25 protein-coding genes are annotated in these 24273 nt (G+C 64.9%); 4 read left to right on the top strand and 21 right to left on the bottom strand.

Translation table 11 applies throughout. The features are described from left to right. The first annotated feature begins 157 nt into the window (after nt 1–157). Nucleotides 158–1099 (top strand): peptidase dimerization domain-containing protein, encoded by a 942-nt coding sequence (locus RS027_RS10585; RefSeq protein WP_311956630.1) that lies wholly within the window; start codon nt 158–160, stop codon nt 1097–1099. Between the two features lie 77 nt (nt 1100–1176). On the opposite strand, the gene msrB is transcribed toward RS027_RS10585, so the two are convergent. From msrB to yrfG, 4 genes are all read right to left on the bottom strand, one after another. After that, entirely contained in the window at nt 1177–1674 is a 498-nt protein-coding gene (msrB, locus tag RS027_RS10580) for a peptide-methionine (R)-S-oxide reductase MsrB (RefSeq protein WP_311956628.1), read from the bottom strand. A gap of 325 nt (nt 1675–1999) precedes the next feature. Then, entirely contained in the window at nt 2000–2878 is an 879-nt protein-coding gene (hslO, locus tag RS027_RS10575; RefSeq protein ID WP_311956626.1) for an Hsp33 family molecular chaperone HslO, read from the bottom strand. Between the two features lie 44 nt (nt 2879–2922). Further along, complete coding sequence (gene hslR, locus RS027_RS10570; RefSeq protein ID WP_311956625.1) at nt 2923–3312, bottom strand: ribosome-associated heat shock protein Hsp15; 390 nt, start codon at nt 3310–3312, stop codon at nt 2923–2925. After that, nucleotides 3305–3994 carry a GMP/IMP nucleotidase gene (yrfG, locus tag RS027_RS10565; protein ID WP_311956624.1) on the bottom strand — a complete coding sequence of 230 codons (690 nt, stop codon included), beginning with the start codon at nt 3992–3994 and terminating at the stop codon, nt 3305–3307. The genes hslR and yrfG overlap by 8 nt, the downstream gene beginning before the upstream one ends. A 206-nt stretch (nt 3995–4200) precedes the next feature. Here yrfG and nudE point away from each other — a divergent pair, with 206 nt between their 5' ends. Next, nucleotides 4201–4788, top strand: coding sequence for an ADP compounds hydrolase NudE (nudE, locus tag RS027_RS10560; protein WP_311956623.1), 588 nt, complete (start codon nt 4201–4203; stop codon nt 4786–4788). A 95-nt stretch (nt 4789–4883) separates the two neighbouring features. Here nudE and lon read toward each other — a convergent pair whose 3' ends face one another. The 9 genes from lon to nrdR all read right to left on the bottom strand — a co-directional run bounded on the left by lon (nt 4884) and on the right by nrdR (nt 14226). Beyond that, the gene (gene lon, locus RS027_RS10555; protein ID WP_311956621.1) at nt 4884–7379 is read right to left on the bottom strand and encodes an endopeptidase La; all 2496 of its coding nucleotides are present in this window, start codon (nt 7377–7379) and stop codon (nt 4884–4886) included. Nucleotides 7380–7473: 94 nt separating this feature from the next. Then, nucleotides 7474–8721 (bottom strand): DUF945 family protein, encoded by a 1248-nt coding sequence (locus RS027_RS10550; RefSeq protein ID WP_311956620.1) that lies wholly within the window; start codon nt 8719–8721, stop codon nt 7474–7476. Between the two features lie 45 nt (nt 8722–8766). Further along, on the bottom strand, nt 8767–9240 hold the full coding sequence (locus RS027_RS10545; protein WP_311956619.1) for a phosphatidylglycerophosphatase A family protein: 474 nt from the start codon (nt 9238–9240) through the stop codon (nt 8767–8769). Beyond that, complete coding sequence (gene thiL / locus RS027_RS10540) at nt 9237–10256, bottom strand: thiamine-phosphate kinase (protein ID WP_311956617.1); 1020 nt, start codon at nt 10254–10256, stop codon at nt 9237–9239. Before thiL ends, RS027_RS10545 begins: the two co-directional genes overlap by 4 nt. Nucleotides 10257–10303: 47 nt before the next feature. After that, on the bottom strand, nt 10304–10801 hold the full coding sequence (gene nusB, locus RS027_RS10535; RefSeq protein WP_311956615.1) for a transcription antitermination factor NusB: 498 nt from the start codon (nt 10799–10801) through the stop codon (nt 10304–10306). Further along, nucleotides 10798–11289: a 6,7-dimethyl-8-ribityllumazine synthase gene (ribH, locus tag RS027_RS10530; RefSeq protein WP_311956633.1), complete on the bottom strand. Its 492-nt coding sequence runs from the start codon at nt 11287–11289 to the stop codon at nt 10798–10800. The genes nusB and ribH overlap by 4 nt, the downstream gene beginning before the upstream one ends. A gap of 39 nt (nt 11290–11328) precedes the next feature. Beyond that, on the bottom strand, nt 11329–12471 hold the full coding sequence (ribBA, locus tag RS027_RS10525; RefSeq protein WP_311956613.1) for a bifunctional 3,4-dihydroxy-2-butanone-4-phosphate synthase/GTP cyclohydrolase II: 1143 nt from the start codon (nt 12469–12471) through the stop codon (nt 11329–11331). A 77-nt stretch (nt 12472–12548) separates the two neighbouring features. Further along, nucleotides 12549–13724 (bottom strand): bifunctional diaminohydroxyphosphoribosylaminopyrimidine deaminase/5-amino-6-(5-phosphoribosylamino)uracil reductase RibD, encoded by a 1176-nt coding sequence (gene ribD / locus RS027_RS10520; RefSeq protein ID WP_311956611.1) that lies wholly within the window; start codon nt 13722–13724, stop codon nt 12549–12551. Nucleotides 13725–13728: 4 nt separating this feature from the next. Continuing rightward, a complete protein-coding gene (gene nrdR / locus RS027_RS10515; protein WP_311956609.1) occupies nt 13729–14226 on the bottom strand; it encodes a transcriptional regulator NrdR in 498 nt (165 codons plus the stop codon). Nucleotides 14227–14517: 291 nt separating this feature from the next. Here nrdR and dsbG point away from each other — a divergent pair, with 291 nt between their 5' ends. After that, nucleotides 14518–15273, top strand: a complete 756-nt coding sequence (gene dsbG, locus RS027_RS10510; RefSeq protein WP_311956632.1) for a thiol:disulfide interchange protein DsbG — start codon at nt 14518–14520, stop codon at nt 15271–15273. A 212-nt stretch (nt 15274–15485) separates the two neighbouring features. On the opposite strand, the gene RS027_RS10505 is transcribed toward dsbG, so the two are convergent. The 8 genes from RS027_RS10505 to rfbB all read right to left on the bottom strand — a co-directional run bounded on the left by RS027_RS10505 (nt 15486) and on the right by rfbB (nt 23367). Continuing rightward, the gene (locus tag RS027_RS10505) at nt 15486–16466 is read right to left on the bottom strand and encodes a c-type cytochrome (RefSeq protein WP_311956607.1); all 981 of its coding nucleotides are present in this window, start codon (nt 16464–16466) and stop codon (nt 15486–15488) included. Next, nucleotides 16463–17152, bottom strand: a complete 690-nt coding sequence (locus tag RS027_RS10500; protein WP_311956604.1) for a c-type cytochrome — start codon at nt 17150–17152, stop codon at nt 16463–16465. Before RS027_RS10500 ends, RS027_RS10505 begins: the two co-directional genes overlap by 4 nt. A gap of 61 nt (nt 17153–17213) precedes the next feature. After that, nucleotides 17214–18575 carry an ATP-binding protein gene (locus RS027_RS10495; protein ID WP_311956603.1) on the bottom strand — a complete coding sequence of 454 codons (1362 nt, stop codon included), beginning with the start codon at nt 18573–18575 and terminating at the stop codon, nt 17214–17216. After that, a complete protein-coding gene (locus RS027_RS10490; protein WP_311956601.1) occupies nt 18572–19288 on the bottom strand; it encodes a response regulator in 717 nt (238 codons plus the stop codon). Before RS027_RS10490 ends, RS027_RS10495 begins: the two co-directional genes overlap by 4 nt. A gap of 104 nt (nt 19289–19392) precedes the next feature. Further along, on the bottom strand, nt 19393–20313 hold the full coding sequence (locus tag RS027_RS10485; RefSeq protein WP_311956600.1) for a hypothetical protein: 921 nt from the start codon (nt 20311–20313) through the stop codon (nt 19393–19395). A gap of 137 nt (nt 20314–20450) precedes the next feature. Further along, nucleotides 20451–21335, bottom strand: a complete 885-nt coding sequence (rfbA, locus tag RS027_RS10480; protein ID WP_311956599.1) for a glucose-1-phosphate thymidylyltransferase RfbA — start codon at nt 21333–21335, stop codon at nt 20451–20453. After that, nucleotides 21325–22230 (bottom strand): dTDP-4-dehydrorhamnose reductase, encoded by a 906-nt coding sequence (gene rfbD / locus RS027_RS10475; protein WP_311956598.1) that lies wholly within the window; start codon nt 22228–22230, stop codon nt 21325–21327. The genes rfbA and rfbD overlap by 11 nt, the downstream gene beginning before the upstream one ends. A 66-nt stretch (nt 22231–22296) precedes the next feature. Beyond that, nucleotides 22297–23367, bottom strand: coding sequence for a dTDP-glucose 4,6-dehydratase (gene rfbB / locus RS027_RS10470; RefSeq protein ID WP_311956597.1), 1071 nt, complete (start codon nt 23365–23367; stop codon nt 22297–22299). A gap of 304 nt (nt 23368–23671) precedes the next feature. Here rfbB and RS027_RS10465 point away from each other — a divergent pair, with 304 nt between their 5' ends. Next, complete coding sequence (locus tag RS027_RS10465) at nt 23672–24271, top strand: OmpW/AlkL family protein (protein ID WP_311956596.1); 600 nt, start codon at nt 23672–23674, stop codon at nt 24269–24271. Nucleotides 24272–24273 lie beyond the last annotated feature (2 nt).

Below are 24273 nucleotides of genomic sequence, written 5' to 3'. Positions count from 1 at the left end.
TGTTCATCCGTGAGCATTTGTCGGGGCATGGCAGGCTTGCAGTTTGTTGGCTTAGGAACCTTTATTCTGTGAGCTTGCCCCTATCCTGCCAATACCCCTGCCATGAAACGTCAACAGACCCTACAAGGAACACGCCCAGCTTCCACCTTACAATATCGTGCTGGACAGCGGCTATCCGGCCATCATTGCCGAAAAGGGCTTTGGTACCGTTGACGCCTACTTCCCTCTCACCGAGGTAGACGGCAACGGCCCGATCATCACCGAGATCACGGGCGGACTGGCCACCAATCAGATCCCCTCCAAATCGGTTGCCACCATTGAAGCCAATAACGCCGGGGCAATAAGCCAGCAGCTCAAGGCTCAGGGCAAAGCGTACGCCGAGGACAACGGCGGCGACTTCACGGTAGCCACTGAGGTGGAAGGCGATACCGTCAATCTGACGCTCAAGGGGCAGTCCGCCCATTCTTCCCGCCCGCAGTCCGGCGTCAACCCTGTCCCTCGCCTGGCAGGGCTGCTGGCCGAAGTCGACATTGACTTTCAGCCCAACCACTATACCCGTGCCGTTCACTATATCGACGACAACTACGGGTTGGACTACCAAGGCAAAAAGCTCGGCGTCGGCTACGACAACGACTTTATGGGACCGCTGACGCTGACGCCGACCTACCTGGAGGAGCAGGAAAACAGGCTGCGAGTCGCCGTCAACGTGCGCGCACCCGAGGGTGAGCAGTCCGTTGACGACCTGGCTCAAACGATCCATGACAAGCTGATGGCCTACGGCCAGGAACAGAACCTGGACATGGAAGTGGACGCCGAAATCCGCGACTGGATGCGTCGCGACCCCCAGGGGGAATGGCTGCAGACCCTGCTCAATATCTTTGGCGACACGACCGGCCAGAAGGCAGAACCCATTGCCACTGCCGGCAGCACGACGGCCAAGCTGCTGCCCAATGCCATCAACTTCGGCCCTTCCATGCCGGGTGAAGACTATACCGGCCACACGGCCAACGAATTCAAAAAAATAGATAACCTGATGCTGGACATCCAGATGTTTACGGAAATGCTGGCACGAATTGGCAACCAGGATCAGCTGGACTAACAACGTCGCCAAGAACTGATAGCAGGAAGTATCGCCGCTGCTGACTTATCGTCAGCGGCGGCTTTTTTGTGGGCCGGTCAGGCAGGCTCAAAGCGTAGCGCCAGACCGTTGTTGCACCAGCGCAGGCCGGTGGGCTCGGGGCCGTCTTCAAACACGTGCCCCTGGTGGCCGCCGCAGCGCGCGCAGTGATATTCGGTGCGCGGCCAGATCATGCTGAAGTCCAGCTTGCTGAGCAGGTGCCCTTCGACGTGTTTGAAAAAGCTCGGCCAGCCGGTGCCGGAATCGTACTTCATGGCGCTTTTAAACAGCACCAGGTCGCACCCGGCGCAGCGGAACTCGCCCTCCCGGTTCTCGTCGTCCAGGGGGCTGGAAAAAGCAGGCTCGGTGTCGTTTTCGCGCAGCACCTTGTAGGCCTCGGGCGACAGGCGTTCGCGCCACTCGTCCTGCGTCAGTTCGAGCGGCTGGATATCGTCGGCCGCGGTCAGATCAAGGCTCGGGTAGCCGAATGACATGCCGGGCAGCGCGCCGACGACGCCGGTCAGGCCGGCAAGGCCAAGAAAATGGCGGCGTTTCATGAAAGGCCTCCTCAGGGTTGTGGGTCTTTCAGCCAGTATAGTAGCACCACACCTGTACACCGCATCCAATAAAAAAGACCAATGTACAACCATTGGCCTTTTTAATACGAAGCCACCGCCCTCGCGCGGCACAGCCGCCCTCCCACAAGCTCACTGGCGCTATCAGGTCATATGTGGGAGGCCGATTTATCGGGCGACGCGGGCCAAAGGCCCGCCGAGTGATGGCCTTCCAAGGCGCCTGGCGGTGCCGGTAGCCACAAACCCCGAGATTGCTTCGCTACGCTCGCAACGACACTGGAAACGAGTGCTGCATCTGCCCTGCCCGTCAATGCACCGTGGGCGACGGGGCATCCGGGTCGCCGGAGAGCAGCGCTTCTATGTCGGCGGCGGTATAGCGATAGTTCGAGTGGCAGAAGTGGCACTGAGTGTCGATGGCGCCCTGCTCCTTGACGATATCGCGCAGCTCTTCGGCGCCCAGGGTCAAGAGACCGTCGGCCATGCGCTCCCGGGAGCAGGTGCAACCAAAGTACAGCGCCTTGGGCTCGAACACGCGCACGGTTTCTTCATGGTAGAGCCGGTAGAGCACCTGGCGCTGATCCAGGCCCAACAGCTCGTCGGGCTTGATGGTCTCGGCCAGCTTGACGCTGCGCTCCCAGGCGTCCACGTCCTGGTTCTGCGCTTCGTTGGGCAGGCGCTGAAGCAAAAGCCCGCCGGCGCGCTTGCCGTCGGCCTCAAGCCACAGCCGGGTGGGCAGCTGTTCAGACTGGCTGAAGTAGGCCTCCAGGCATTCGGCCAGGGTCGGGTGGTCCAGCGCCACCACGCCCTGATAGCGGTTGCCCTCGCGCGGATCCAGAGTAATCACGATCTGGCCTTCGCCCACCAGCTCGCGAAACGCCGCGCCGGCATCCGGCAGCGCGGCGTCTTCGGCGACCCGGGCAATGGCACGCAGCTCGCCGCCGGGGTTGGACTCGGCCATCAGCAGCGACAGCGCACCCTCTCCGCGCACCTCAAGGCTCATCACGCCGTCGAGCTTGACGGTATCGGTCAGCAGCGCCACCGCGGCCAGCAGCTCGCCTAGCAGCGCGTTCACCGCCGGGGGATAGGCGTGGCGGCTGAGCACGTCGCTGTAGGCTTTCTCCAACGTGACGATTTCGCCGCGCACGTTGGTGTTATCAAACAAAAAGCGTTGTATCTGGTCGTTCATTTATGCGGTTACCTGCAAAGAAAAAATCGCGGCCGACGCGAGGATTAGCCGCCCTGGTTGCGCTGGAACTGCTTGATCTCGCGGCGCTCTTTTTTATCCGGGCGCCGGTGCGGATGCTGCATGACCTGCTGGCCCAGCCGCCGGGCTTCCAGCTCGCGCGCCCGGCGCTCGGCGCTTTCCGCGGTCTCTTCGTAGAGCTTTCTGGCTTCCGGCGCCCCTCGGCGCTGGCCGGAAAGTCCGGTCACGCGGACCTCGTAAACGTCAAATCCCTGGGGCACGCGAATCAGCGCGTCCAGCTCCACCAGCTTGCTGGTTTTGGCCCGGCCGCCGTCGTAGTGCACCTTGCCGCCCTCAATGGCTTTTTTCGCCAGCTGACGGGTTTTGAAAAACCGCGCCGCCCACAGCCACTTGTCCAGACGTACGCTATCAGCCATGAAGCCCCTCCTTCATTGCGGTTTCCGGCACCTCGGCGGGATAGATCTCGGCAAAGCGGCCAAGCGCGGTAAAGGTCTGCAGCTCCCGCTCCGGGCGCCGGCTGTCCGGCTGTTTGATACCCAGAAGATGGCGGATGCCAAACGCTTTGGCGCTTTCCAGCACCCGCGGATTGTCGTCGATGAACAGCGTCCGCGCCGGGTCGAACGGCTCCCGGGCCCTGAGCGCGTGCCAGAACGCCTGCTCCTCCTTGGCCGCCCCCAGATCCTGAGACGACACAATCGCATCCAGGTAGGGCTCAAGGCCGGTCAGCGGCAGCTTGAGCTCAAGACTTTCGCGGTCGGCGTTGGTCGCCAATACCACCCTTGGGTGGGCGACTTTCAGCCAGCGGAGAAAATCCAGCGCGTCGCCGCGCAGGCCGATCAGGTGCTGCACTTCGCGCTTGAGCGCGACGATATCCACGTCAAGCTCTCGGCGCCAGTAGGCCAGGCTGTACCAGTCGAGCGTGCCCTGCTCGCCCACAATGCGCGCCTCGAGCGCGCGCTGGGAGGCCTCGTCAAGCTGGTGCAGCTCCACGTAGCGGCGCGGCAGATGCTCAAGCCAGAAATGGCTGTCAAAGTGCAAATCCAGCAGCGTGCCGTCCATGTCCAGCAACACCGTATCGATGGTCTGCCAATGTATCATCGCCGCTCCTCTTGGGGTGTTTTCCGCGCGGTACCCGGGGCCGTTGGGCAACGTCAGGGCTTGCCTGCGCCGGCCCGGTCAGGCGTGCTATTGTAGACTATCGATGATGCATCAACGACCGCTGGCCCACGAGTGCCGATCCGCGTTCACCGATCGCAACCCATTTTGCCAGGGGCGCCGCGCCTCTGCCCTGCCACGGAGACAGCATGTCCGCGAACGCTTCTTCTACCGTCCTGCAAAAGCCGCAGATCCTTTCCTGCACGCCCGTTGCCCAAAGCCGCCTGTTTCGCGTGGAAGCTCTTGACCTGCGCTTTTCCAACGGCGAAGAGCGCCAGTTCGAACGCCTGGGCGGCAAGGGCAGCGGCGCGGTCATGATTGTCGCCATGCCCGACCCGGAAAGCGTGCTGCTGATCCGCGAATACGCCGCCGGCTTCGAAGACTACGTGCTCACGCTGCCCAAAGGGCTCATCGACCCCGGCGAAGACGCCGTTACCGCCGCCAATCGCGAGCTGATGGAGGAATGCGGCGTCGGCGCTCGCCAAATTGAGCCGCTGTGCGAGCTGTCGCTGGCGCCCAACTACATGCGCCACCGCATGAACGTGCTGCTGGCCACCGACCTCTACGATAAGCGCCTGCCCGGCGACGAGCCCGAACCGCTGGTGGTGGAAAGTCAGCCGCTCGACGACATCGACGCCCTGCTCGCCCGGGACGATTTCCACGAGGCCCGCGCCATCGCCGCGCTATATATTGCCCGGGACCGGCTGCGCGCCGAGCGCGAAGGGCTGGTGCCGTAACGGCTTGCCACAGCGCCCACCGGTCTTTCGTCAAAAGGGGCTGCCTGCATGGCAGCCCCTGGCGTTGACGGCCTATTACAGAAGCCGACGCGGCATTACTGAAACACGACCTTGGCCACGTCGCGGTAGCGATCGGCGAAATGGACCGTCATGCCCTCGCGGAGAAACTCGGGCAGCTCGTTATAGTCCTGGCGGTTGGCCGCCGGCAGCACGACTTCGTAGATGCTGCTTCGGCGCGCGGCGATGATTTTTTCGCGGATACCGCCCACCGGCAGCACCTGGCCGGTCAGGGTCAGCTCCCCGGTCATCGCCAGCGGCCGGCCGATAGACTGGCGCCGGGCCATGGACAAAAGCGCGGTGGTCATGGTCACCCCGGCAGAGGGGCCGTCCTTGGGCGTGGCGCCTTCGGGCACGTGCAGGTGTATAAAGGACGAGTCGAAGAAGTCCGCCGGCGCGCCGTTTTCGCGCAGGTGACCAAGCGTATAGCTGTAGGCGATGTTGGCCGACTCCTGCATCACCTCGCCAAGCTTGCCGGTGAGCTTGAGACCGCGGTCCAGCCCGTGCACCCGGGTCGCCTCTATCGGCAGCGTGGCCCCGCCCATGGAAGTCCAGGCAAGGCCGGTGACCACGCCTTCGCCCTTGAGCACCTTCTCCTTGCGGAACAGCGGCGCCCCGAGGAAGTCTTCGAGGTTTTTCACCGAGACCTTGACCGTGGCCTCGCCTTCCTCCTGCTCGCTTTCCAGCAGCCGTACCGACGCCTTGCGCACGATGCGGTGGAGCTGCTTTTCCAGCTGGCGCACGCCGGCTTCCCGGGCATAGCCATCGATCACCTGCCTGAGCGCGGCATCGGTCAGGTTGATGCGCTTTTTGCTCAGGTTGTTGCGCTTGAGCAGCTTGGGCCAGAGGTGATGCTTGGCAATGGCGACTTTTTCTTCGGCGATATAGCCGGAGAGCCGGATTTGCTCTGTGCGGTCCAGCAGCGCCCGGGGAATGGAATCCACGGTGTTAGCGGTACACACGAACAGCACCTTGGAAAGATCCATGCGCACGTCGAGGTAGTGGTCGAGAAAGTCCACGTTTTGCTCGGGGTCGAGCACCTCCAGCAGCGCCGAGGCCGGGTCACCCTGAAACGACTGGCCAAGCTTGTCGATTTCGTCAAGCATTATTACCGGGTTTTCCACTTCGACTTCCTTGAACGCCTGGACAAACTTGCCCGGCATGGCGCCGATGTAGGTGCGCCGGTGGCCCTTGATTTCGGCCTCGTCGCGCATGCCGCCTACCGAAAAGCGGTAGAACTTGCGGCCCAGCGCGTCGGCGATGGAGCGGCCTACCGAGGTCTTGCCCACGCCTGGCGGCCCTACCAGCAGCAGAATCGAGCCGCCGACGTCGCCCTTGAAGGTGCCTTCAGCGAGGAACTCGACGATGCGCTCTTTCACTTCCTCAAGCCCGTCGTGGTCGCGGTTGAGCACCTCACGGGCGTGATTCAGATCCAGCTTGTCGTCGCTGGTGATGCCCCAGGGCAGGCTGGTCAGCCAGTCCAGGTAGTTACGCGTGGTGCCGTATTCCGGCGAGCCGGTTTCCAGCACGCTGAGCTTGCCCAGCTCCTCGTCGATGCGCCCCTGCACGCGCTCGGGCACGGTGAGCCCCTCAAGCCGAGCGCGGAAGGTGTCGACGTCGTTTTCGCGGTCGTCCTTGGAGATGCCCAGTTCGCGCTGAATGACCTTGAGCTGCTCGCGCAGAAAGAATTCGCGCTGGTGCTCCTGCATCTTGGCGTTGACCTGCTCGCTGATTTCGCCTTGCAGCTTGGCCACGTCAATTTCCTTGCGCAGCAGCGGCAGCACCTTCTGCATGCGCTCGATCACCGGCAGCGTCGCCAGCACGTCCTGAAGCTCGGGGCCCTTGGCCGAGGTGATCGCCGCGGCGAAGTCGGTCAGCGGCCCGGGCTGGTTGGGGCTGAAGCGGTTGAGATAGTGCTTGAGCTCCTCGCCGTAGAGCGGATTGATCGGCAAAAGCTCCTTGATGCCGTTGATGATCGCCATGGCCCAGGCGCGAGTTTCCTCGTTTTCGCTATCGACAGGCTCTCTGGGGTAGCTCACCTCGACCAGGTACGGCGGCTTTTTCGACAGCCAGCGCCGGATACGAAAGCGCTGCAGCCCCTGGGCGATAAACTGGATCTGGTGGTCTTCAGCCTTGAGCTTGTGCACCCTGACGGCGGTGCCGAACTCGGGAAAGTCGTCTTCCCCCGGCGCCTCGCCGTCGTCATCGCCGTCACCGACAAAGGCGACGCCGATGGTGTGATGCGGCGTATTGGCCACCCGCTGCATGGTTTCTTCCCAGCGCTCGCGGTTGATCAGCAAAGGCTGCACCTGGGCGGGGAAAAACGGCCGGTTGTTGATGGGTAAAAGATAGATGCGCTCGGGCAGCGCTTCGCTTGCCGGCACGATATCGTGGACGCGCTCGCCGTCGGAACGGTACTCGTCCTTAAGCTCGTCGCCGGCATCCTCGTACGCCGTGGTCTCGTCTTGCGCGTCCCACTGGGGAGCCTGGTCGTCGCGGTCAAAGCCCTGGTCGCTATAGTCCTGGTCGCTCATGCACCCTCCGTTAACAAAAGCCGGCGATATAGCTGCCGGGCGGTTGCTAAGGGAATGCGGGCGCCAGGGCCAAACTTCAAGCCATCCCCCTGTTTTACCCCTCCGGCAGCGGGCGGCCGTTGACCCGCCAGTCGCCCTCGATCAGGTCAAACACGAGCTCGCGCTCGTCAAGCGGCAGGCCCAGCCACAGCGCGGCCACGGCGGGCGCCTCGTGCCAGGTAATGTCGCCGTTCAGGTGCTGACGAAAGCGCGCCTGCATGGCGGGCTCGTCGAGCCGGGAAAAATCCAGGTCATCGAGCTTGCGGGTATCAAAAAACAGCGCGCCGTCGGCCTCCATGGCGATATCCAGCAGGGGGCTGGTCAGCGCGATTTCCTCGACGTCCAGCCGCGGCGCCTCGCTCAGCATCTGGCGCAGCAGAGGCGAAAGGCGCTCGAGTACGCCGTCGGCCACGGGCATATCGGCGTCGCCCCGGGCGGCGTTCTGGCGCAGCCGGGCGAATATTTGCCGCACGGCGTCGGCGTCCAGGCGCGAAAGCGTCCCCGCGATCCGGCCGTTGAGCGCCGGCGTATCCGGCGCCTCTTCCGTCAGCCAGACGTTGTCGAGGATGAGCTCGCCGTCGATGCGCAGCTCGCGCTCGTCCAGCGCCATGTCGGTATGCAGCACCAGCGGGGCGAACCTCAGCGCCAGGTCGGGATGGTCGAGATTCAGCGATTCGATGCGCAGCTTGTCGTGCTGGTTGAAGTGGTAGGCATCCTCGATATAGGTATAGCGGCTTTCAAGCGTAGCCGGCCCCAGAGTGAGACGGGCCCCGTGATCGATCAGGGAAAGCTCGTCGAGCTCGGCTGCCAGGCGCCAGTCGCCGTAAACGCCGCGCAGCTTGACCCGGGCACCGCGCACGGCAAGCTCGCGCCCGTGCTGGGTAATCGCCAGCGGCGCCAGCGCCACGCGCATTGCATAGCGTCCGCTATAGGTATGATAGCGCCCGTTCAGGCGCGGAGCGGCGCTCGCTCCCACCTCGCCCACGGCCTTTTGCAGCGTGCCGTCCAGCCGCGGGTGCAGGCTGCCGGTAATGTCGCTTGAAAGAATACCGTGGCGGGCTTCGTAGTTGAGCTCCAGCCGCCAGGGGCGGCCCAACAGCGGCGAAAGCAGAATGCGCCCCCGGGAGCTCAGCCAGCCGGCGTCGTTTTCGATACGCTTGACCCGCCACTCCCCCCGGGCCTGGAGGTCGGAAAGCGCCTGGCTCAGGCTGCGCTCGAACAGCACGCTGGACACCAGCTGGGCGACCAGCCAGGCAACCGCCAGGGCCGCAAGTACAGGCACTATCAGGCGCTCTTTACGCATCACGCTTCCTTAGGCCTCAGGCCGTTTGCCTCCCGGGCCATACGGCTAATGCAGCCAGAACCACAGGTGCATGGAACTCCAGGCATAGAGCCCGGCCATCACGTCATCGATCATGATGCCAAAGCCCCCAGCGACCCGGCGGTCCGCCCAGCGAATCGGCCAGGGCTTGAAGACATCGAAGATACGAAATATCACAAAGCCCCAGAGCGCTGCCTCCCAGGAAAACGGCACCGCCGTCATGGTAATCCAGTAGCCGACAAACTCGTCCCAGACGATCCCCGAATGGTCGTGCACTCCCAGGTCGTGGGAGGTTTTATCGCACAGCCAGACGCCGATGGCGAAGGCCACCAGCACGATGCCCAGATACCAGCCCTGGCTAAGATCGGCCATCAGCCAATAAAACGGAATCGCCGCCAGGGTGCCGAAGGTACCCGGCGCCCAGGGCATGGTGCCGCTGCCCAACCCGAAGGCAAAAAAGTGAGTCGGGCGCCGCCAGACGCTGGCCGGGGCGCGGTTCATCGGCGGGGCTCCGCCGACGCCGGGGCCGGCGGGGCAAAATGCTGCCAGCCACGCCGGCCGCCGGTGGCCGTCTCCAGTATCTCGGCGGCGTCCTGCCCCTCACCCGGTGCCACGCAGCGGCCAATGGCCGTCAGGGCCACGCCGGCTGCCTCCAGCGCTGCCCGGGCCCGGGCGACGTTCGTCGGGGCCAGGGTAACCAGAAGCTCGTAGTCGTCGCCGCCGGAAAGCGCCGCCCGGCGGGCCTCGTCGGCGCCCAGCGCGGCGCTCAGGCCGTCGGCGAGCGGCAGCGCGTCGATATCCAGCACCGCATCGACGCCGGAAGCACAGCGGATATGGCCGAGATCCGCCAGCAGGCCGTCGGAAATATCCATGGCGCTCGAGGCCAGCCCGCGCAGCGCCACCCCGGCGTCAAGCGCCGGCTCGGGCAGCAGGTAGCGGCGCAGCAAAGGGTGGTCAAGATCGCGCTCGCCGCGCTGCCACAGCGCCAGCCCGCCGGCCCCGCCGCCGAGCGCGCCGGTCACCGCAACGATATCGCCTAGCTGCGCCCCGCTGCGCCTGAGCGCCTGGCCGGTGGGCACTTCCCCCATCACCGTGACGCTGACGGCCAGCCGCCCCGAAGTCACGTCGCCGCCGGCAAGCGCCGTTTCCCAGCGCGCGCAGCCGTCAAGAAACCCGCGGGCATAGCCGCCAAGCCAGGCATCCGCCGCGCGTTCATCGGCCAGGCGCGGCGCGTCCAGGGTCAGCGCCATCCAGCAAAAGCGCCCCCGCGCGCCCATGGCCGCCAGATCGCTCACTGCTACCGCCAGCGCCCGGTGGCCCACGGCGCGCGCCGGGGCATCGCCGGGAAAGTGTACGTCCACCACCGAGGTGTCGACGCTGACGGCAAGCTCAAGGCCCGCCCGGGGCGCGAGCAAAGTGGCATCGTCACCGATGCCCAGCGTCATGCCGCGGCTCTCCGCCCGGGCGGTATCACCGGGCGTGAAATAGCGTCGGATCAGGTCGAATTCGGCAAGCACAACGGCCTCTTAAACAGGGTGTGGCACCTTGAACGCGGGGGCAGGCATCAGCGTCGCCGCGCGCTGACTTCGGCACTGCGCAGCCGGTTGGCCAGCTTGTCCAGAATGCCGTTGACGTATTTGTGCCCGTCGGTCGCGCCGAAGGAGCGGGCCAGCTCGACGCCCTCGTTGATCACCACGCGGTACGGGACTTCCAGGCGATAGCGTAATTCATAAGCGCCCAGGCGCAGAATGGCAAGCTCCACGCCGTCGAGGTCTTCCAGGCGGCGGTCGAGCACCGGCGAGATATCGCGGTCGATCTCGCCCTTGAGCCGGGCAACGTTGTGCAAAAGCTCGGAAAACAGCGCCTGATCGGCAATGCCCATCACCGTGGCCCAGTTTTCGTGGGGCTCCAGGTCATCATCCGGCGTTTGCGCACGGAATTCGGCTTCGATGACGGTCATCGACTTGTCGTTCATCTGCCACTGATAAAGCCCCTGCACGGCAAGCTCGCGGGCGGCGTGGCGGCTCTGCTGCGCCGCGGCAGGCTGGCGCTGACGGCTCATTGTGCCGCTCCTGCCCTACCTACCGTGCGCAGCAGCGAGACCATTTCCATGGCCGCCATGGCGGCTTCGGTGCCCTTGTTGCCGGCCTTGGTACCGGCGCGCTCGATAGCCTGCTCGATGGTCTCCACGGTCAGCACGCCGTTGGCCACCGGGGTATCGTACTCCAGCTGCAGGGTGTTCATCGCCGAGTTGCAGCCGCCGGCGACGTACTCGAAGTGCGGCGTGCCGCCGCGGATCACCGCGCCAAGCGCGATCACCGCGTCGGGCTTGACCACGCCCAGCACGCGCTTGATCGCCAGCGGCAGCTCCCAGGCGCCCGGGGCATGAATCAGTTGGATATTTTCCGGGTCAACGCCGTGGCGCACCAGGCTGTCAACGGCCCCTTCCACCAGGCTGTCCACCACGTGGTGGTTAAAGCGCCCGACTACGATGGCGTAGCGGCCGTTGGCGTCGAAAAAGTTGCCTTCAATTTGGGCGAGCGGTTCCATCATGTCTTCCTGCTAGCTGTGTTTCCATAGACAGGGCCTTCAGGCCTTGTCATTCGGTCCAAGGCGCTCGACAACTTCGAGATCGAAGCCGGAAAGCGCGGAGAATTTCCACGGCGAGCTGAGCAGGCGCATCTTGCCTACGCCCAGGTGACGCAAAATCTGCGAGCCGGTGCCAATGGTCAGGTAGTTGCCGGCGCCGTCCGAATCGCTGGTGCGTGGGGTGCGCGTACGTTCGAGAAAGACATCCAGCTGGTCTTTCAGATCTGGCGACGGCAGGTTTTCATCGATCAGGACAAACACCCCGGGCTCGCTGCCGGCGATTTCGGCCAGCGCGCTGCCGGCGTTCCAGCGGTTCTTGTCATCCTGCAACAGGCCCAGCACGTCGCGCAGGGTATCGGCCAGATGCACGCGCACCGTGGTCGGCGTTTCGCTCTCGGGCCGGCCGTTGACCAGCGCCAGATGATGCGCGCCCTGAATGCGGTCGCGGAATACGTGCAGGGTCATCTCGCCGTGAGCCGTATGCTGGGGGCGGGATTCCAGCAGTTCCACCGTCTGTTCGTTGACGATGCGGTAGTGGATCAGATCGGCAATGGTGCCCATCTTGATGCCGTGAGCTTCGGCAAACGTTTCCAGCTCCGGGCGCCGCGCCATGCTGCCGTCGTCGTTCATGACTTCGCAAATCACCCCGCTGGGGTCGCAGCCGGCAAGCGCCGCCAGGTCGCAGGCGGCCTCGGTGTGGCCGGCGCGGCGCAGCACGCCGCCGGGCTCGGCCATCAGCGGGAAAATATGCCCGGGCTGGACGATATCCTGGGGCCCTGCGCTGGGCGCCACCGCGGCCTGCACCGTGCGTGCGCGGTCGGCGGCGGAAATCCCCGTGGTCACGCCTTCGGTCGCCTCGATGGACAGCGTGAACTTGGTGCCGAAGCCCGAGGCGTTGTTGTGCACCATCAGCGGCAGGCTCAGCTGCTCGCAGCGCGCCCGGGTCATGGGCAGACAGATCAACCCCCGGGCAAAGCGCGCCATGAAGTTGATGTGCTCGGCCTCGACCTTCTCGGCGGCCATGATGATATCGCCTTCGTTCTCGCGATCCTCATCGTCCATGAGGATCACCATCTTGCCCTGGCGAATGTCGTCAACCAGATCGGCGATGGGGGCCAGCCCCCCAACGGAGGATTGCGCCATGAAATCTCCCAGTGTTGTCTTTGCCATGCCGAAAACGTCAACCTGCCGGAGCGACAGCCTGCGCCAACAGCCGCGCGTCAGGGTACCTTGGTATCGCCCGGTGCGCCAGCCGGCAGCGGCGAGGCGATAATGCGCCAGTCCGGCCCCACGGCGCGAACGTCGTCAATCCTGAGCCGGCGCTGGTCGGCCATGCGCTCAAGTCCCGGCAGCGCAAACGCGCCCCGGGCATCGGCGCCCAGCAGCGTCGGCGCCATGAATAGCCACAGCGAGTCGACCAGCCCGGCATCCAGCATGGCGCCGGCCAGGGTGGCGCCGGTTTCAACCAGCAGCTCGTTGACCGCCTCGGCCTCGGCCAGGTGGGCCACCAGCGCGGCCAGATTCACCCGGCCGTCGGCGCCGGCGTCAAAAGTCACTATCTCGGCGCCGGCAGCTTCAAGGGCGGTGCGCTTTTCGGCGCCGTGGCCGGGAACCGTCGCGATCAGCGTGCGCCCGGGCTCGGCCAGGCAGGCCGCCGTCGGGGGAAGGCGCAGGCGAGAATCGACAATGATCCGCAGCGGCTGGCGGCGTGCCACCTCGTCGGCGCTCTCCAGGCCCAGCTGGGCGGCGCGCACCGTCAGCCGCGAATTATCCATGAGCACCGACGCCACCCCGCTCAGCACTGCGCTTGAGCGCGCGCGCAGGCGCTGCACCTCGGCGCGGGCCTCGGGGCCGGTGATCCACTGGGACTCCCCCGACGCCATGGCGGTGCGTCCGTCCAGGCTCATGGCCATTTTCAGCCGCACCAGGGGGCGGCCGGTTTCCATCCGCGCAATGAAGCCCGGGTTCAGCTGCCGGGCGTCGTCCACCAAAAGCCCCGTTTCCACGACCGCGCCGGCGCTTTGCAAAAGCGCCACGCCGCGTCCGCTGACCCGAGGGTTGGGATCCTCCATGGCGATAACGACTCGGGCGATGCCGGCATCCACCAGCGCTTTGGCGCAGGGGCCGGTGCGCCCGGTGTGGGAGCACGGCTCCAGGGTGACGTAGGCGGTGGCGCCCCGGGCGCGCTCGCCGGCCGCCGCCAGGGCGTTGACTTCGGCGTGGGCCTCGCCGGCCCGGCGATGAAATCCCTCGCCGACGACAGTCGACGCCGCGTTGTCTTCGCCGACGATGACGCAGCCCACTCGCGGGTTGGGGTCGGCGGTATAGCGCCCGCGCTCGGCCAGGCGCAGCGCCCGGGCCATATAGCGGTGGTCAGCGGCAGAAAAGTGCACCATGGGGCTAGCTCTCCCCACTCGAATTGCTGCGGTCGGCAGCGTGACGCTCCGAGGCGCCGGCCAGGCGGTCGATTTCGGCGCGAAACTCGTTTAAGTCCTGGAACTTGCGATACACCGAGGCAAAACGGATATAGGCCACCGGGTCAAGATCGTCCAGCGCCTGCATCACCAGCTCGCCGATGTCCCGGGCGTCGATCTCGCGATCCCCCCGGGAGCGCAGGGTCTGGCGGATGCGCTCCACCGCCACCTCGATGGCCTCAGCGCTGACCGGGCGCTTCTCCAGCGCGCGCAGCATCCCCGCGCGCAGCTTGTGCTCGTCAAAGCTCGCCCGGGAGCCGTCGGATTTCACCACCCGCGGCATCAGCAGCTCGGCGGTTTCGTAGGTGGTAAAGCGCTCCTGGCAGCGGGCACACTGGCGGCGGCGGCGCACCTGATCGCCGTCGGCCACCAGGCGCGAATCGGAAACGCGGGTGTCGTGATCACCACAAAAGGGGCAATGCATTAAAGGCTACCCTGATTCAGCAAGACATTTTACCGGTGGAACATGGGCCGGCCAGTGTAACGATTTGGCACATAATCTGCAGTATTTCTTGCACTTTACCCGTCGGCAAGCTAATTCGGCCCTAATCCGGCGCTGCCAGACTGGCGGCGATCGACGCCTTCTGTTAATAACCCAATACCGCCAAGGCAACCACCGTGAAAGGCCACCAACATGACACCACGATTCAAGCGTACTCCCAGCGACAGCACTCTGCGCACCGCGCTGGCAGCGCGCCTGCTGGGCGGGCTAAGTATGACCGCCATCGGGATGGCGGCAGTAAGCCCCACCGCCCTGGCCGACGAACCCTTGCCTGCGCCGGTGCAGGCGCTCTCCCAGCAGGGCATCGATATCCACGAGCGCTTTGACGCCCCGAGCGGGCTGACCGGCTACGGCGCCAGCTCCCCCCAGGGGGAAGAGATGGCCGCCTACCTCACGCCGGACGGCGACCACGTTATCGTGGGGACGCTGATGGACGCCGACGGCAACGATCTCACCGAGCCCAAGCTCGACGAGCATGTTCGCGCACCGCTGGAGGCCAAGACCTGGAGCCTGCTGGAAGACAGCCACTGGATTCAGGACGGCGATAAAGACGCTCCGCGCATCATCTATACCTTTACCGACCCCAACTGCCCCTACTGCCAGCAGCTGTGGGAAGCCGCCCGCCCCTGGGTCGACGCCGGCAAGGTCCAGATGCGCCATATCATGGTCGGCATTCTCGCCGCCGACAGCCCGGCCAAGGCCGCTACCATCCTCGCCTCGGACGACCCCTCCGCTACTCTGCGCCAGCAGAAGCAGGGCGAGGCCGTAACGCCCAGCGCCCAGCCCGAGAAGTTTGAAGAGCAAGTGTACGCCAACAACCAGCTGTTTGAAGGTCTGGGGCTTTACGCCACTCCGACCAGCGCCTACCAGCGCCAAACCGACGAAGGCAGCACCCGCATCGAGCGGGTACAGGGCATGCCCGCCGACGACGCCCTGGTCAAGATGATGGGCAGTGAAAAACCCCAGTAACCCGAAACGCAACCCCAGGGCGCCTGACGGCGCCCGTCGCGCGACATAGCCGCCCTCCTACAAGTTCAGTGCTTTCACACAGGCTCAACAGCTTCTCTTCCTCAACTTCAGCAGCCTCTCACAGGTTCGCCAAAGGCCCGCCGAAACGCGTATCCACAAAAAACCCCGCTACCAATGGCAGCGGGGTTGATCGTGCCGGCAAGCAAAGCGGCTTAGTCGTCGATACCGTCGGGGTGTTCGCCGAAGTTTTCGTGGTCCCCCAAACGCTTGCCGTCGACTTCCTTGCCGTAAAAGCCCTGGTGCTGGTGGAACAGCTCCTGGGTCTTGTCGAGCGAATCCACCGTGCGGCGGCGCGGGTCCTGGGGGCGTTCGTGGCTGTTGACGAAGGCCGCGACGTCCCAGGCCTGCTGCTCGCTCAGCGAGTACGACTTGCTCAGCGGCATATTGGCGTGGATGAAGTTGGCAGCGGTATTGACCCGGTGCATACCCGCACCCCAGTTGTAGGCGCCGTCACCCCACAGCGGCGGAAATACCTGGCGCTCGCCGACCTTCTGGCCTTCGCCGCTGTCGCCGTGGCACACCGCGCACTGGTTGGCGTAAACCTCGGCGCCGCGCTCGCGGTCGGGCTCTTTCTCCGGGTCGTCGAGCGTCGGGTAGCTGCGCCCGGGCATCGAGGTATTGTTGGGCGCTTCGGTGGCCATCCAGTGCAGGTAGGTCTGCAGGGCAACCAGCACGTCGCTGCCCTCCTCCGGCGCCTTGCCGTTCATCGAGTAGGTGATACAGCCCTGAATACGGTCTGACAGGGTATTGACCATGTCGTTTTTGCCGCGATAGGCGGGATAGACACCGTAAGCGGCCCACATGGGCGCAGAGTGCGCCAGGCGGCCGGCATCCAGATGGCAATTGGCGCAGTTCTGTTCGTTGAACACGTTTTCGCCGCGCAGCGACTGGGTGTTGATGAAGAGGTCGCGCCCCCGGCGCACCATCTCGTCATACTGATCGTCACCAAGCGACGACTCCGCCGGCGGGGTGAACGTCACTTCGCCCTCGGGCGGCTCGGGCAGCTGGATCTGATAGTCGCGCTCGACGTCGTCGTCCTGGGCCAGCGCGGCAAGCGAGAGCCCCAGCGCCGAGGCGCTCAGCACAGAAACGACGCCACCGGTGATGAGCCAACGGGATTTGGGCAGGTTCATTGGGCGCTCTCCTCTTGCTCGGTGCCGCGCGCTTCCAGGCGCTGGGGAAGCGTGGCGTAGTATTCCGCAATCATCTCGACCTGGTCGTCGTCCAGGCGGTTGGCAACGCCGGCCATCAGCTCGTTGGGATCGTTATGACGCTGGCCGTTGCGCCAGTGTTCGAGCTGCGTCTTGAGGTAGGCTTCGTGCTGCCCGGCAAGCGGCGGAAAGCTATCGCCTACGCCCTGGCCGTTGGGGCCGTGGCACTGGCTGCAGGCGGGAATAAAGCTGCCGTTTTCCCAGTCGCCGCGCTCGGCCAGCCACTCGGCGTCATCGTCCGAATCAGCGGCGTGATAGGCGGTGGGCAGCTCGGGCCAGGGCTCAAGCCCGGCATAGTAAGCCGCCACGTCGGCCATATCCTGATCATCAAGCGTACCGAGAATGGGCGCCATGCTGGCGTTGTGGCGCTTGTCGGCCTTCATGTCATGAAGCTGTTTGACCATATACGCTTCCGGCAGCCCGGCAAGTCGCGGCCAGGACTCGGCATCAGGGTTGTTCTTGCCCATGCCGTCGGCCTGATGGCAGGCCACGCAGACGCGCGACACCTCCTCACCCTGCTCCGGATCGCCTTCCAGCGCCGTGGCGGCGCCGGCGTAGACGCCGGCCCCCAATAGCAGGCCAAGCCCGCTAAGCATCTTCTTGTTCATCACGGTCTCCCTTGCATTATTGTTTGCCCGGCAGTGCTTTGCCGGGATTCTACGGTGCCGTTTAGCCGCGGTCAGGGGGCACGGCCGGCACAATCAGTTCGACGCTGAGGCCTCCGCCGGCGGGGCTATGGAACGCCAGCCGGCCGCCGAAACGTTCGGCAATAGCAGCCACAATGGCAAGCCCCAGCCCGCTGCCCCCGGCGCGGCTGTCGTGCCAGAAGCGCCGGGTCAGCCGGGCCAGCCCGTGGGGGGAAAGCCCCGCGCCTTCATCGCGTACGCAGAACGCCAGCTCGGCAGCCTCCCCGGGGCCGGGCGCCCCGGGGACGGCGTCTGCGGCTTTATTGTCCACCCAGCGGGCGTCCAGCCACACCGGCGTTTCCGGCGGGCCGTGGCGCAGGGCGTTGTCGAGCACGTTGCGCAGCGCCGTCACCGCGAGTTCGTACGGCATCAGCAGCTGCGCCCGGGGCCACTCGTCGGGCAGTTTGACGCGCTCGGGCTGGCCGGTATCTTCCACCGCGCTTTCGGCGACGGCAACGACGGCGCAGGACTCTTTCTGCCAGGGCTTGCGCCCCTCGACCCGGGCCAGCAGCAGCAGCTGATCCAGCGTGCGATTGAGCCGCACGATACCCTGCTCGGCGTAGTCCAGCGCCTCAGCGGCGGCCTGCCCCTTTACCTTCTTGGCCACCTGGACGTGGGTCTTGATCGCCGTCAGCGGGGTGCGCAGCTCGTGGGCGGCGTCGTTGGTGAAGCGCTGCTCCCGGGTAAACGCCTCTTCCACTCGGGCGAGCAGCGCGTTGAGCGTTGCCACCAGCGGGCGAAGCTCCGCCGGCAGCCCTTTCAGCGTCACCGGCGCAAGCGTCTCCGGGTCGCGCCGGGCAAGTGATTCGCGCAGCCGCGCAAGCGGTGCTAGCCCGCGCCATACCGAGACCCACAGGGCCAGCAAGCTGCCCACCAGCGCGACAATGAACGGCACCACCGCGACCCGCAGCACGCCGCTCATCAGCGTGTTGCGCTCGTCCATGCGGTCGGCGGTGGTGATCGTCAGCCCGCCGCGCCGGTAGGTGAACACTCGCCAGGTCACGTCGCCTTGGCGGCGGTAGGCGTGGCCCGGCTCCTGGGAATCGAGCACGCCCTGCATGTCGCTGTGGGTCCGCGCCATGATTTCGCCCTTGGGCGAGTGCACCTGGCAGGCCAGCCCCTCGATGGCAGGGATCGACAGCGAACGGCGGTCGGCCTGTTGCCACACCTCCGGCGGCAGCTGCAGCATCAACCCCGCCACCATGCGCGCCGACTGCGCCAGGCGCTGGTCCAGCGTCTCCACCAGCTTGTCTTCCAGATCCTTGGCCAGCCAGGCAGCGGCGCTTGCCCAGAACAGGGCAAGCGCAAGCCCCAGCGTCAGCAGCAGGCGCGCGCGCAGACTCATGGCGATGGGCCTCTGGGCCGGTCCTCCCTGGCGGCATCCGGTAGCGCTACGGCATCGGCACGGCCCAGGCGGTATCCCAGGCCGCGCACGGTTTCAATCACGCCGCTGCCCAGTTTGCGGCGCAGGTGGTGAATATGAACGTTGAGGGCGTTGCTTTCGACGTCGTCGTTCAGGCCATAAAGGCTGTCCTTGAGCTGCCCGGCCGACAGCACGCTGCGCGGCGCGTATATAAAGGCCTCCAGCAGCACCAGCTCCCGGCGGGAAAGCGCCACCGGCTTGCCGCCCACGCACACCCGACGGGCCGTGGGATCAAGGCTCAGCTCGCCGTGGTGCAGAACGCCGCTGGCACGCCCGGCCGCCCGGCGCAGCAGCGCGTACAGCCGGGCCACCAGCTCGTCCAGATCGAACGGCTTGACCAGGTAGTCATCGGCGCCGCCGGAGAGGCCGTCCACCCGGTCGCGCACGGCATCCCGGGCGGTGAGAATCAGCACCGGCGTCGGTACCCCGGCAGCACGCCACTCCTCCACCAGGGACAGGCCGTCGCCGTCGGGCAGGCCGCGGTCAAGAATGACCGCATCGCTTTGCATGGAAGCCATCACCCGGCGCGCCTCGGCGATGGTGGCTACCCCATCCACCACAAAGTCAAAGGTTTCCAGTCCGGCGCGGATGCCCGACGCTACCAGGGCGTCGTCCTCGACCAGCAGTACGTGCATAGGTGGCCCCCTCAGTTGGCCCGAGCATGGCAAACAAGAATTAAGTGGAGGTTAAGCGCGGCCAGGCTCCGGCATGGGTACAAGCCAGGGACGCCGGCAAAAGCTCAACCTCTGGGCGCCGGCCAGCGAAAGTCCTGCGCCAGCAGCGTCTCCCCTTCCAACCCCGGGGCGCTTTCCGGCACGCACTGGCCCAATGCCATGCGCAGGCGCTCAAGCGCCTCTGCCCCATGAGCGTTACCCACCACTCGCGCCCACCACTGGCGGTGTATCGCCCGTACCTGCACCGGCACCGTGTCAAGCCCCAGATACTGAGCCATGGCCAGCCGATGCAGGCCGCGATTAATTTTTAACAGCCTCCCGTCGCGGCTCACCGCTACGCCGAGGGCATCCTTGCCCCGGGCAGCGTTAAAGCCGTGCTCGGCCATATCGTCGAGAAAGCCCAAATACGCCTGCAGATAGGTCAGAATACGCGCCCGAGAGTTGAGCAGCACGCCCTGCTGATGCGACTGCCAGGGGCGCCCTTCGGCCAGCCTTGAGGCCAGCTCGCGAAAGCGCCGGGTTTGAGTGAGCGCATCGCGTTGGGTATCAAGCTCGCTGATCAACTTATAGCGCGAGCTTTGGCGCAGATCACCGCGGTGTTGATCCCATTCGCCGTTCCAGATGAAGGTTACCGACGACGGCCGCTTGCGGCGGGGAATGGGGCCCCAGCGCACGCTCTGGATCAGCTCCCGGGGGCGCACGTTAAGCGTCAGCGCCTCGCCCATTGCCTCGCCCAGTGCACGACGCGGCAGGCCCAGCTGCTCAACCGCCGCATGGCCGGGCACATGACCAAGCCAAGCCCCCATCAGCAAGCGTTCAAGAGGCATCCCCAGCGCTGCCTGCACGCCCTCACGGACAAAAAGTTCCAGCCAGGCCCGGCGCACCGGCCAGCGCAAACTGGGATCGTAAAGCGGTGCAAACGCCGCATCGCCTGCCGGGGCCCGGGGGGCTCTGCCGGGTCGCGCCGACGGCTTTAACTTGATCACCTGCCACCTCTTGTACTCTGGGTCTAATCGATACTTACAGCCCCAATATTAACATGCTAATAAAGGATTCACTCGAAAGTCTCGCGGCCCATCGGCGGCACACAAACAGCCGCCAGGGCGGAGATGCCGGAGCGCGGCTAGAACCCTTCTCCTGCCTGCAAGCGACGCCTGAGATACTGCCCGTAACCGGTCTTTTTTAGCGCCTTCGCCGCGGCGGCCAGGTCATCATCGCTCAGCCACTCCTGTGACCAGGCAATCTCCTCCAGACAGGCCACCTTCAGCCCCTGGCGGTGCTCGATGGTCTGCACGTACTGGCTGGCCTCCAGCAGGCTATCGTGGGTGCCGGTGTCGAGCCAGGCGAAGCCGCGACCCAGGCGCTCCACGTTAAGATCGCCGCGCTCAAGATAGGCGTTGTTGATGCTGGTGATCTCGAGCTCGCCACGCTCGGAGGGCTCAACGCTTCGGGCAATCTCCACTACGTCGTTGTCGTAGAAGTAAAGCCCCGTGACCGCATAAGGCGACTTTGCCACCTCGGGCTTCTCTTCGATGGAGATAGCCCGGCCGTCGGCGTCGAACTCCACCACTCCGAAGCGCTCCGGATCGTTGACCAGATAGCCAAACACCGTCGCCCCGCTGGGCTGCTCCGCGGCGCGTTTTAACTGCTCGGAAAAGTGCTGTCCGTGGAAGATGTTATCCCCAAGCACCAGGCACACCGGGGAATCGCCGATAAAGTCTTCGCCAATCAGGAACGCCTGGGCCAGGCCGTCCGGGCTTGGCTGCACGGCATACTCAAAGCGCACGCCAAAGGCTTCTCCGTTGCCCAGCAGGTTTTCATACTGGGGCAAATCCTCCGGCGTGGAGATGATCAGGATCTCGCGGATACCGGCAAGCATCAGCACCGAGATCGGGTAGTAGATCATCGGCTTGTCGTAGATGGGCAGCAGCTGCTTGGAAACCCCTCGGGTAATCGGGTGCAGCCGCGTGCCGCTGCCGCCCGCCAAAATAATGCCTTTACGCTGCATGTTGATTCCTTGTTTCTTCTACGGTCAGCGCCAGCTGTGCCTGCCAGTCCGGCAGGGTAACGCCCAGCGCTTGCTCCAGTTTGGTGATGTCCAGCCGCGAGTTAAGCGGCCGTTGGGCCGGCGTGGGGTAATCCGCCGTGGCAATAGACGCAACCGCCCCGGGCGTAACGGTAAGCGGCATGCCAAGCCCGGCGGCCTCATCAAAGGTCGCTACGGCGACGTCGTGCCAGCTGGCCTCGCCCCGGGGCGCAAGGTGATAAACGCCGCGGTCTATGGCGGCCTTGCCGGTACGCGGCCAGGGGCCCAGCGCCAGCGCGGTGATTTGCGCAATCAGCCGAGCGGGCGTCGGCACGCCGACCTGGTCGGCCACCACGCTCAGCGCCTCGCGCTCGGCACCCAGGCGCAGCATGGTATTGACGAAGTTACGCCCGGTGGCGCTGTATACCCAGCTGGTCCGGAAAATCAGGTGGTCGCAGCCGCTGTCGGCTACCGCCGCATCGCCGTCGCGCTTGGTCTCGCCGTAGGTATTCACCGGCGCGGTGGGCGCATCTTCCTGCCAGGGCGAGCACCCCAGGCCGGAATAGACGTAGTCGGTGGAGTAATGCACCAGCCATTTGCCGTGCCGGGCGCAGTACGTTGCCAGCTGGCCGGGCAGCTCGGCGTTCAGCCGCCTTGCAAGCCCGGGCTCGTCCTCGGCCTTGTCCACCGCCGTGTAGGCGGCGGCGTTGACCACCAGGTCCGGCGCGTGGCGCCGAAGCCAGATATCTACCGCTGCCGCGTCGGTCAGGTCCAGCTCGGCGCGAGCGGGCGCCAGCACTTCGCCAAACGTCGCCAGCTGGCGGCGCAGCTCAAAACCGGCCTGGCCGCTGCCGCCGGTCACTAATATTTTTTGCATACGACATGATCCTTCCGTTACCACAGATTCGTTACAGCGAACCTGATTGATCGTACCTCCAGAGCTTTACAGCACGCCCAGGCGCTGGCCCTGGTAACTGCCGTCCTGCACGCGCCGCCACCACTCGCGGTTATCCAGATACCACTGCACGGTCTTGCGCAGGCCGGTCTCAAAGGTTTCTGCCGGGCGCCAGCCAAGCTCGCGCTCGATCTTACCGGCATCGATGGCGTAGCGCAGGTCGTGGCCCGGGCGATCGGCCACAAAAGTGATCAGCTCGTGGTACGGCGATTGACTCAATGAGCTCCCCGGGGCCAGCTCGTCGAGCAGGTCGCACAGCGTATGCACCACTTCCAGGTTGGTTTTTTCGTTGTGGCCGCCGATGTTGTAGGTCTCGCCGTTTTCACCCTCGAGCGCCACCCGGACCAGCGCCCGGGCGTGGTCTTCCACGTACAGCCAATCGCGCACCTGCTGGCCGTTGCCGTACACCGGCAGCGGCTTGCTCGCCAGGGCGTTGAGGATCATCAGCGGAATAAGCTTTTCGGGGAAGTGGTAAGGCCCGTAGTTGTTGGAGCAGTTGCTCAGCACCACCGGCAGGCCGAAGGTCCGCTGCCAGGCGCGCACCAGATGATCCGAGCTTGCCTTGCTCGCGGAATACGGCGAGCTGGGTGCGTAAGAAGTTTCTTCGGTAAACAGCTCGTCGGGGTCTTCCAGATCGCCGTAGACCTCATCGGTGGAGACGTGATGAAAGCGAAACCCGGCGGCCTTTTCCGGCGCGCTCTGCTGCAAGCCCTGCCAATAGAGCCGGGCGGCCTCGAGTAAGGTATAGGTGCCCATGATATTGGTGTGCATGAACGCCGCCGGCCCGTCGATGGAGCGGTCCACGTGGGACTCCGCCGCCAGGTGCATGATGACATCGGGGCGATGCTCGGCGAGCACCCGGGCCATGGCCTCCGCGTCGGTAATATCGGCGCGCTCAAACGCGTAGCGCTCGCTATCGGCCACGCCGGCCAACGACTCCAGGTTGCCCGCGTAGGTCAGCGCGTCGACGTTGACGACGCCATATCCCGTGTCATTGATTAAATGGCGCACCACGGCCGAGCCGATAAACCCCGCCCCGCCGGTGACAATGATTTTCAACGCTCTGCTCCTTGAAACCGTCAATACCTCGTCACGCAGTGCACGTGCAGGTTGATAATGAAAAATCGCGTAGCATAGCATTATTGCCTCGGATCTTGCCGGCCGTCATTCTCCGGCAGTGTGACCCTCCATCCAAAATCCGACTGCCCAACATCCTTTTGATTGGCAATTGCAAACACTGTTCACTACAATACAGCAGTACCCTTGCAGGGACCTTGCTCCCTCTCTTTTTTCCGGTGCACGAATTTACCCAGCACTATTGCCAATGCACCATTCAAAGATCGCCCTTTCAGGAGGTTGTTCCATGCGCAAGACCAAGTTGATGTTCGCCGTTGCAGCGACTACCGTTCTCGCCAGCCAGGCGGCCATGGCCTACCAGGCGGGCGATACTTATGTCCGCGGCAGCTTCGAGAAAGCTGATATTACCACCGACAACATCTCCGACGAGAACGCCTTCTACCTCTCCGGCGGCTACCTCTTCCACGACAAGATGGGCGTTGAGCTGGGTATCGGGGAAAAGGTCAAGCACGACTTCTTCGGCCTGGCCAGCAACGACCTGGGCACCATGAAGCGCATGCCGGTCAACCTGCTGCTCAACTACTACCCGCTGGGCGGCATCGAAGAAGCGCGCGTACAGCCCTTCGTCGGCGTGGGCATGAACTATACTCGCTACTCTAACATTCACGCCGTCGACCCGTACGACATCGATATCGATGACGAATACGGCGTCGTCGGCCAGGTCGGCGTTGACCTGAATCTCATCGATAACCTGAGCGCCACCGGCTACGCCCGCTGGTCCGACGTTGACGCCGACGTCGACTGGAAAACGCCCGGTGGCAGCGGCAGCGGCACCGTCCGTCTGGACCCCGTCACAGTCGGCGCCGGTCTGACCTACCGCTTCTGATA

Source organism: Halomonas garicola, assembly GCF_031935715.1.
GTDB classification, from domain to species: domain Bacteria; phylum Pseudomonadota; class Gammaproteobacteria; order Pseudomonadales; family Halomonadaceae; genus Vreelandella; species Vreelandella garicola.
This window is presented reverse-complemented; position numbering and strand designations above follow the sequence as displayed.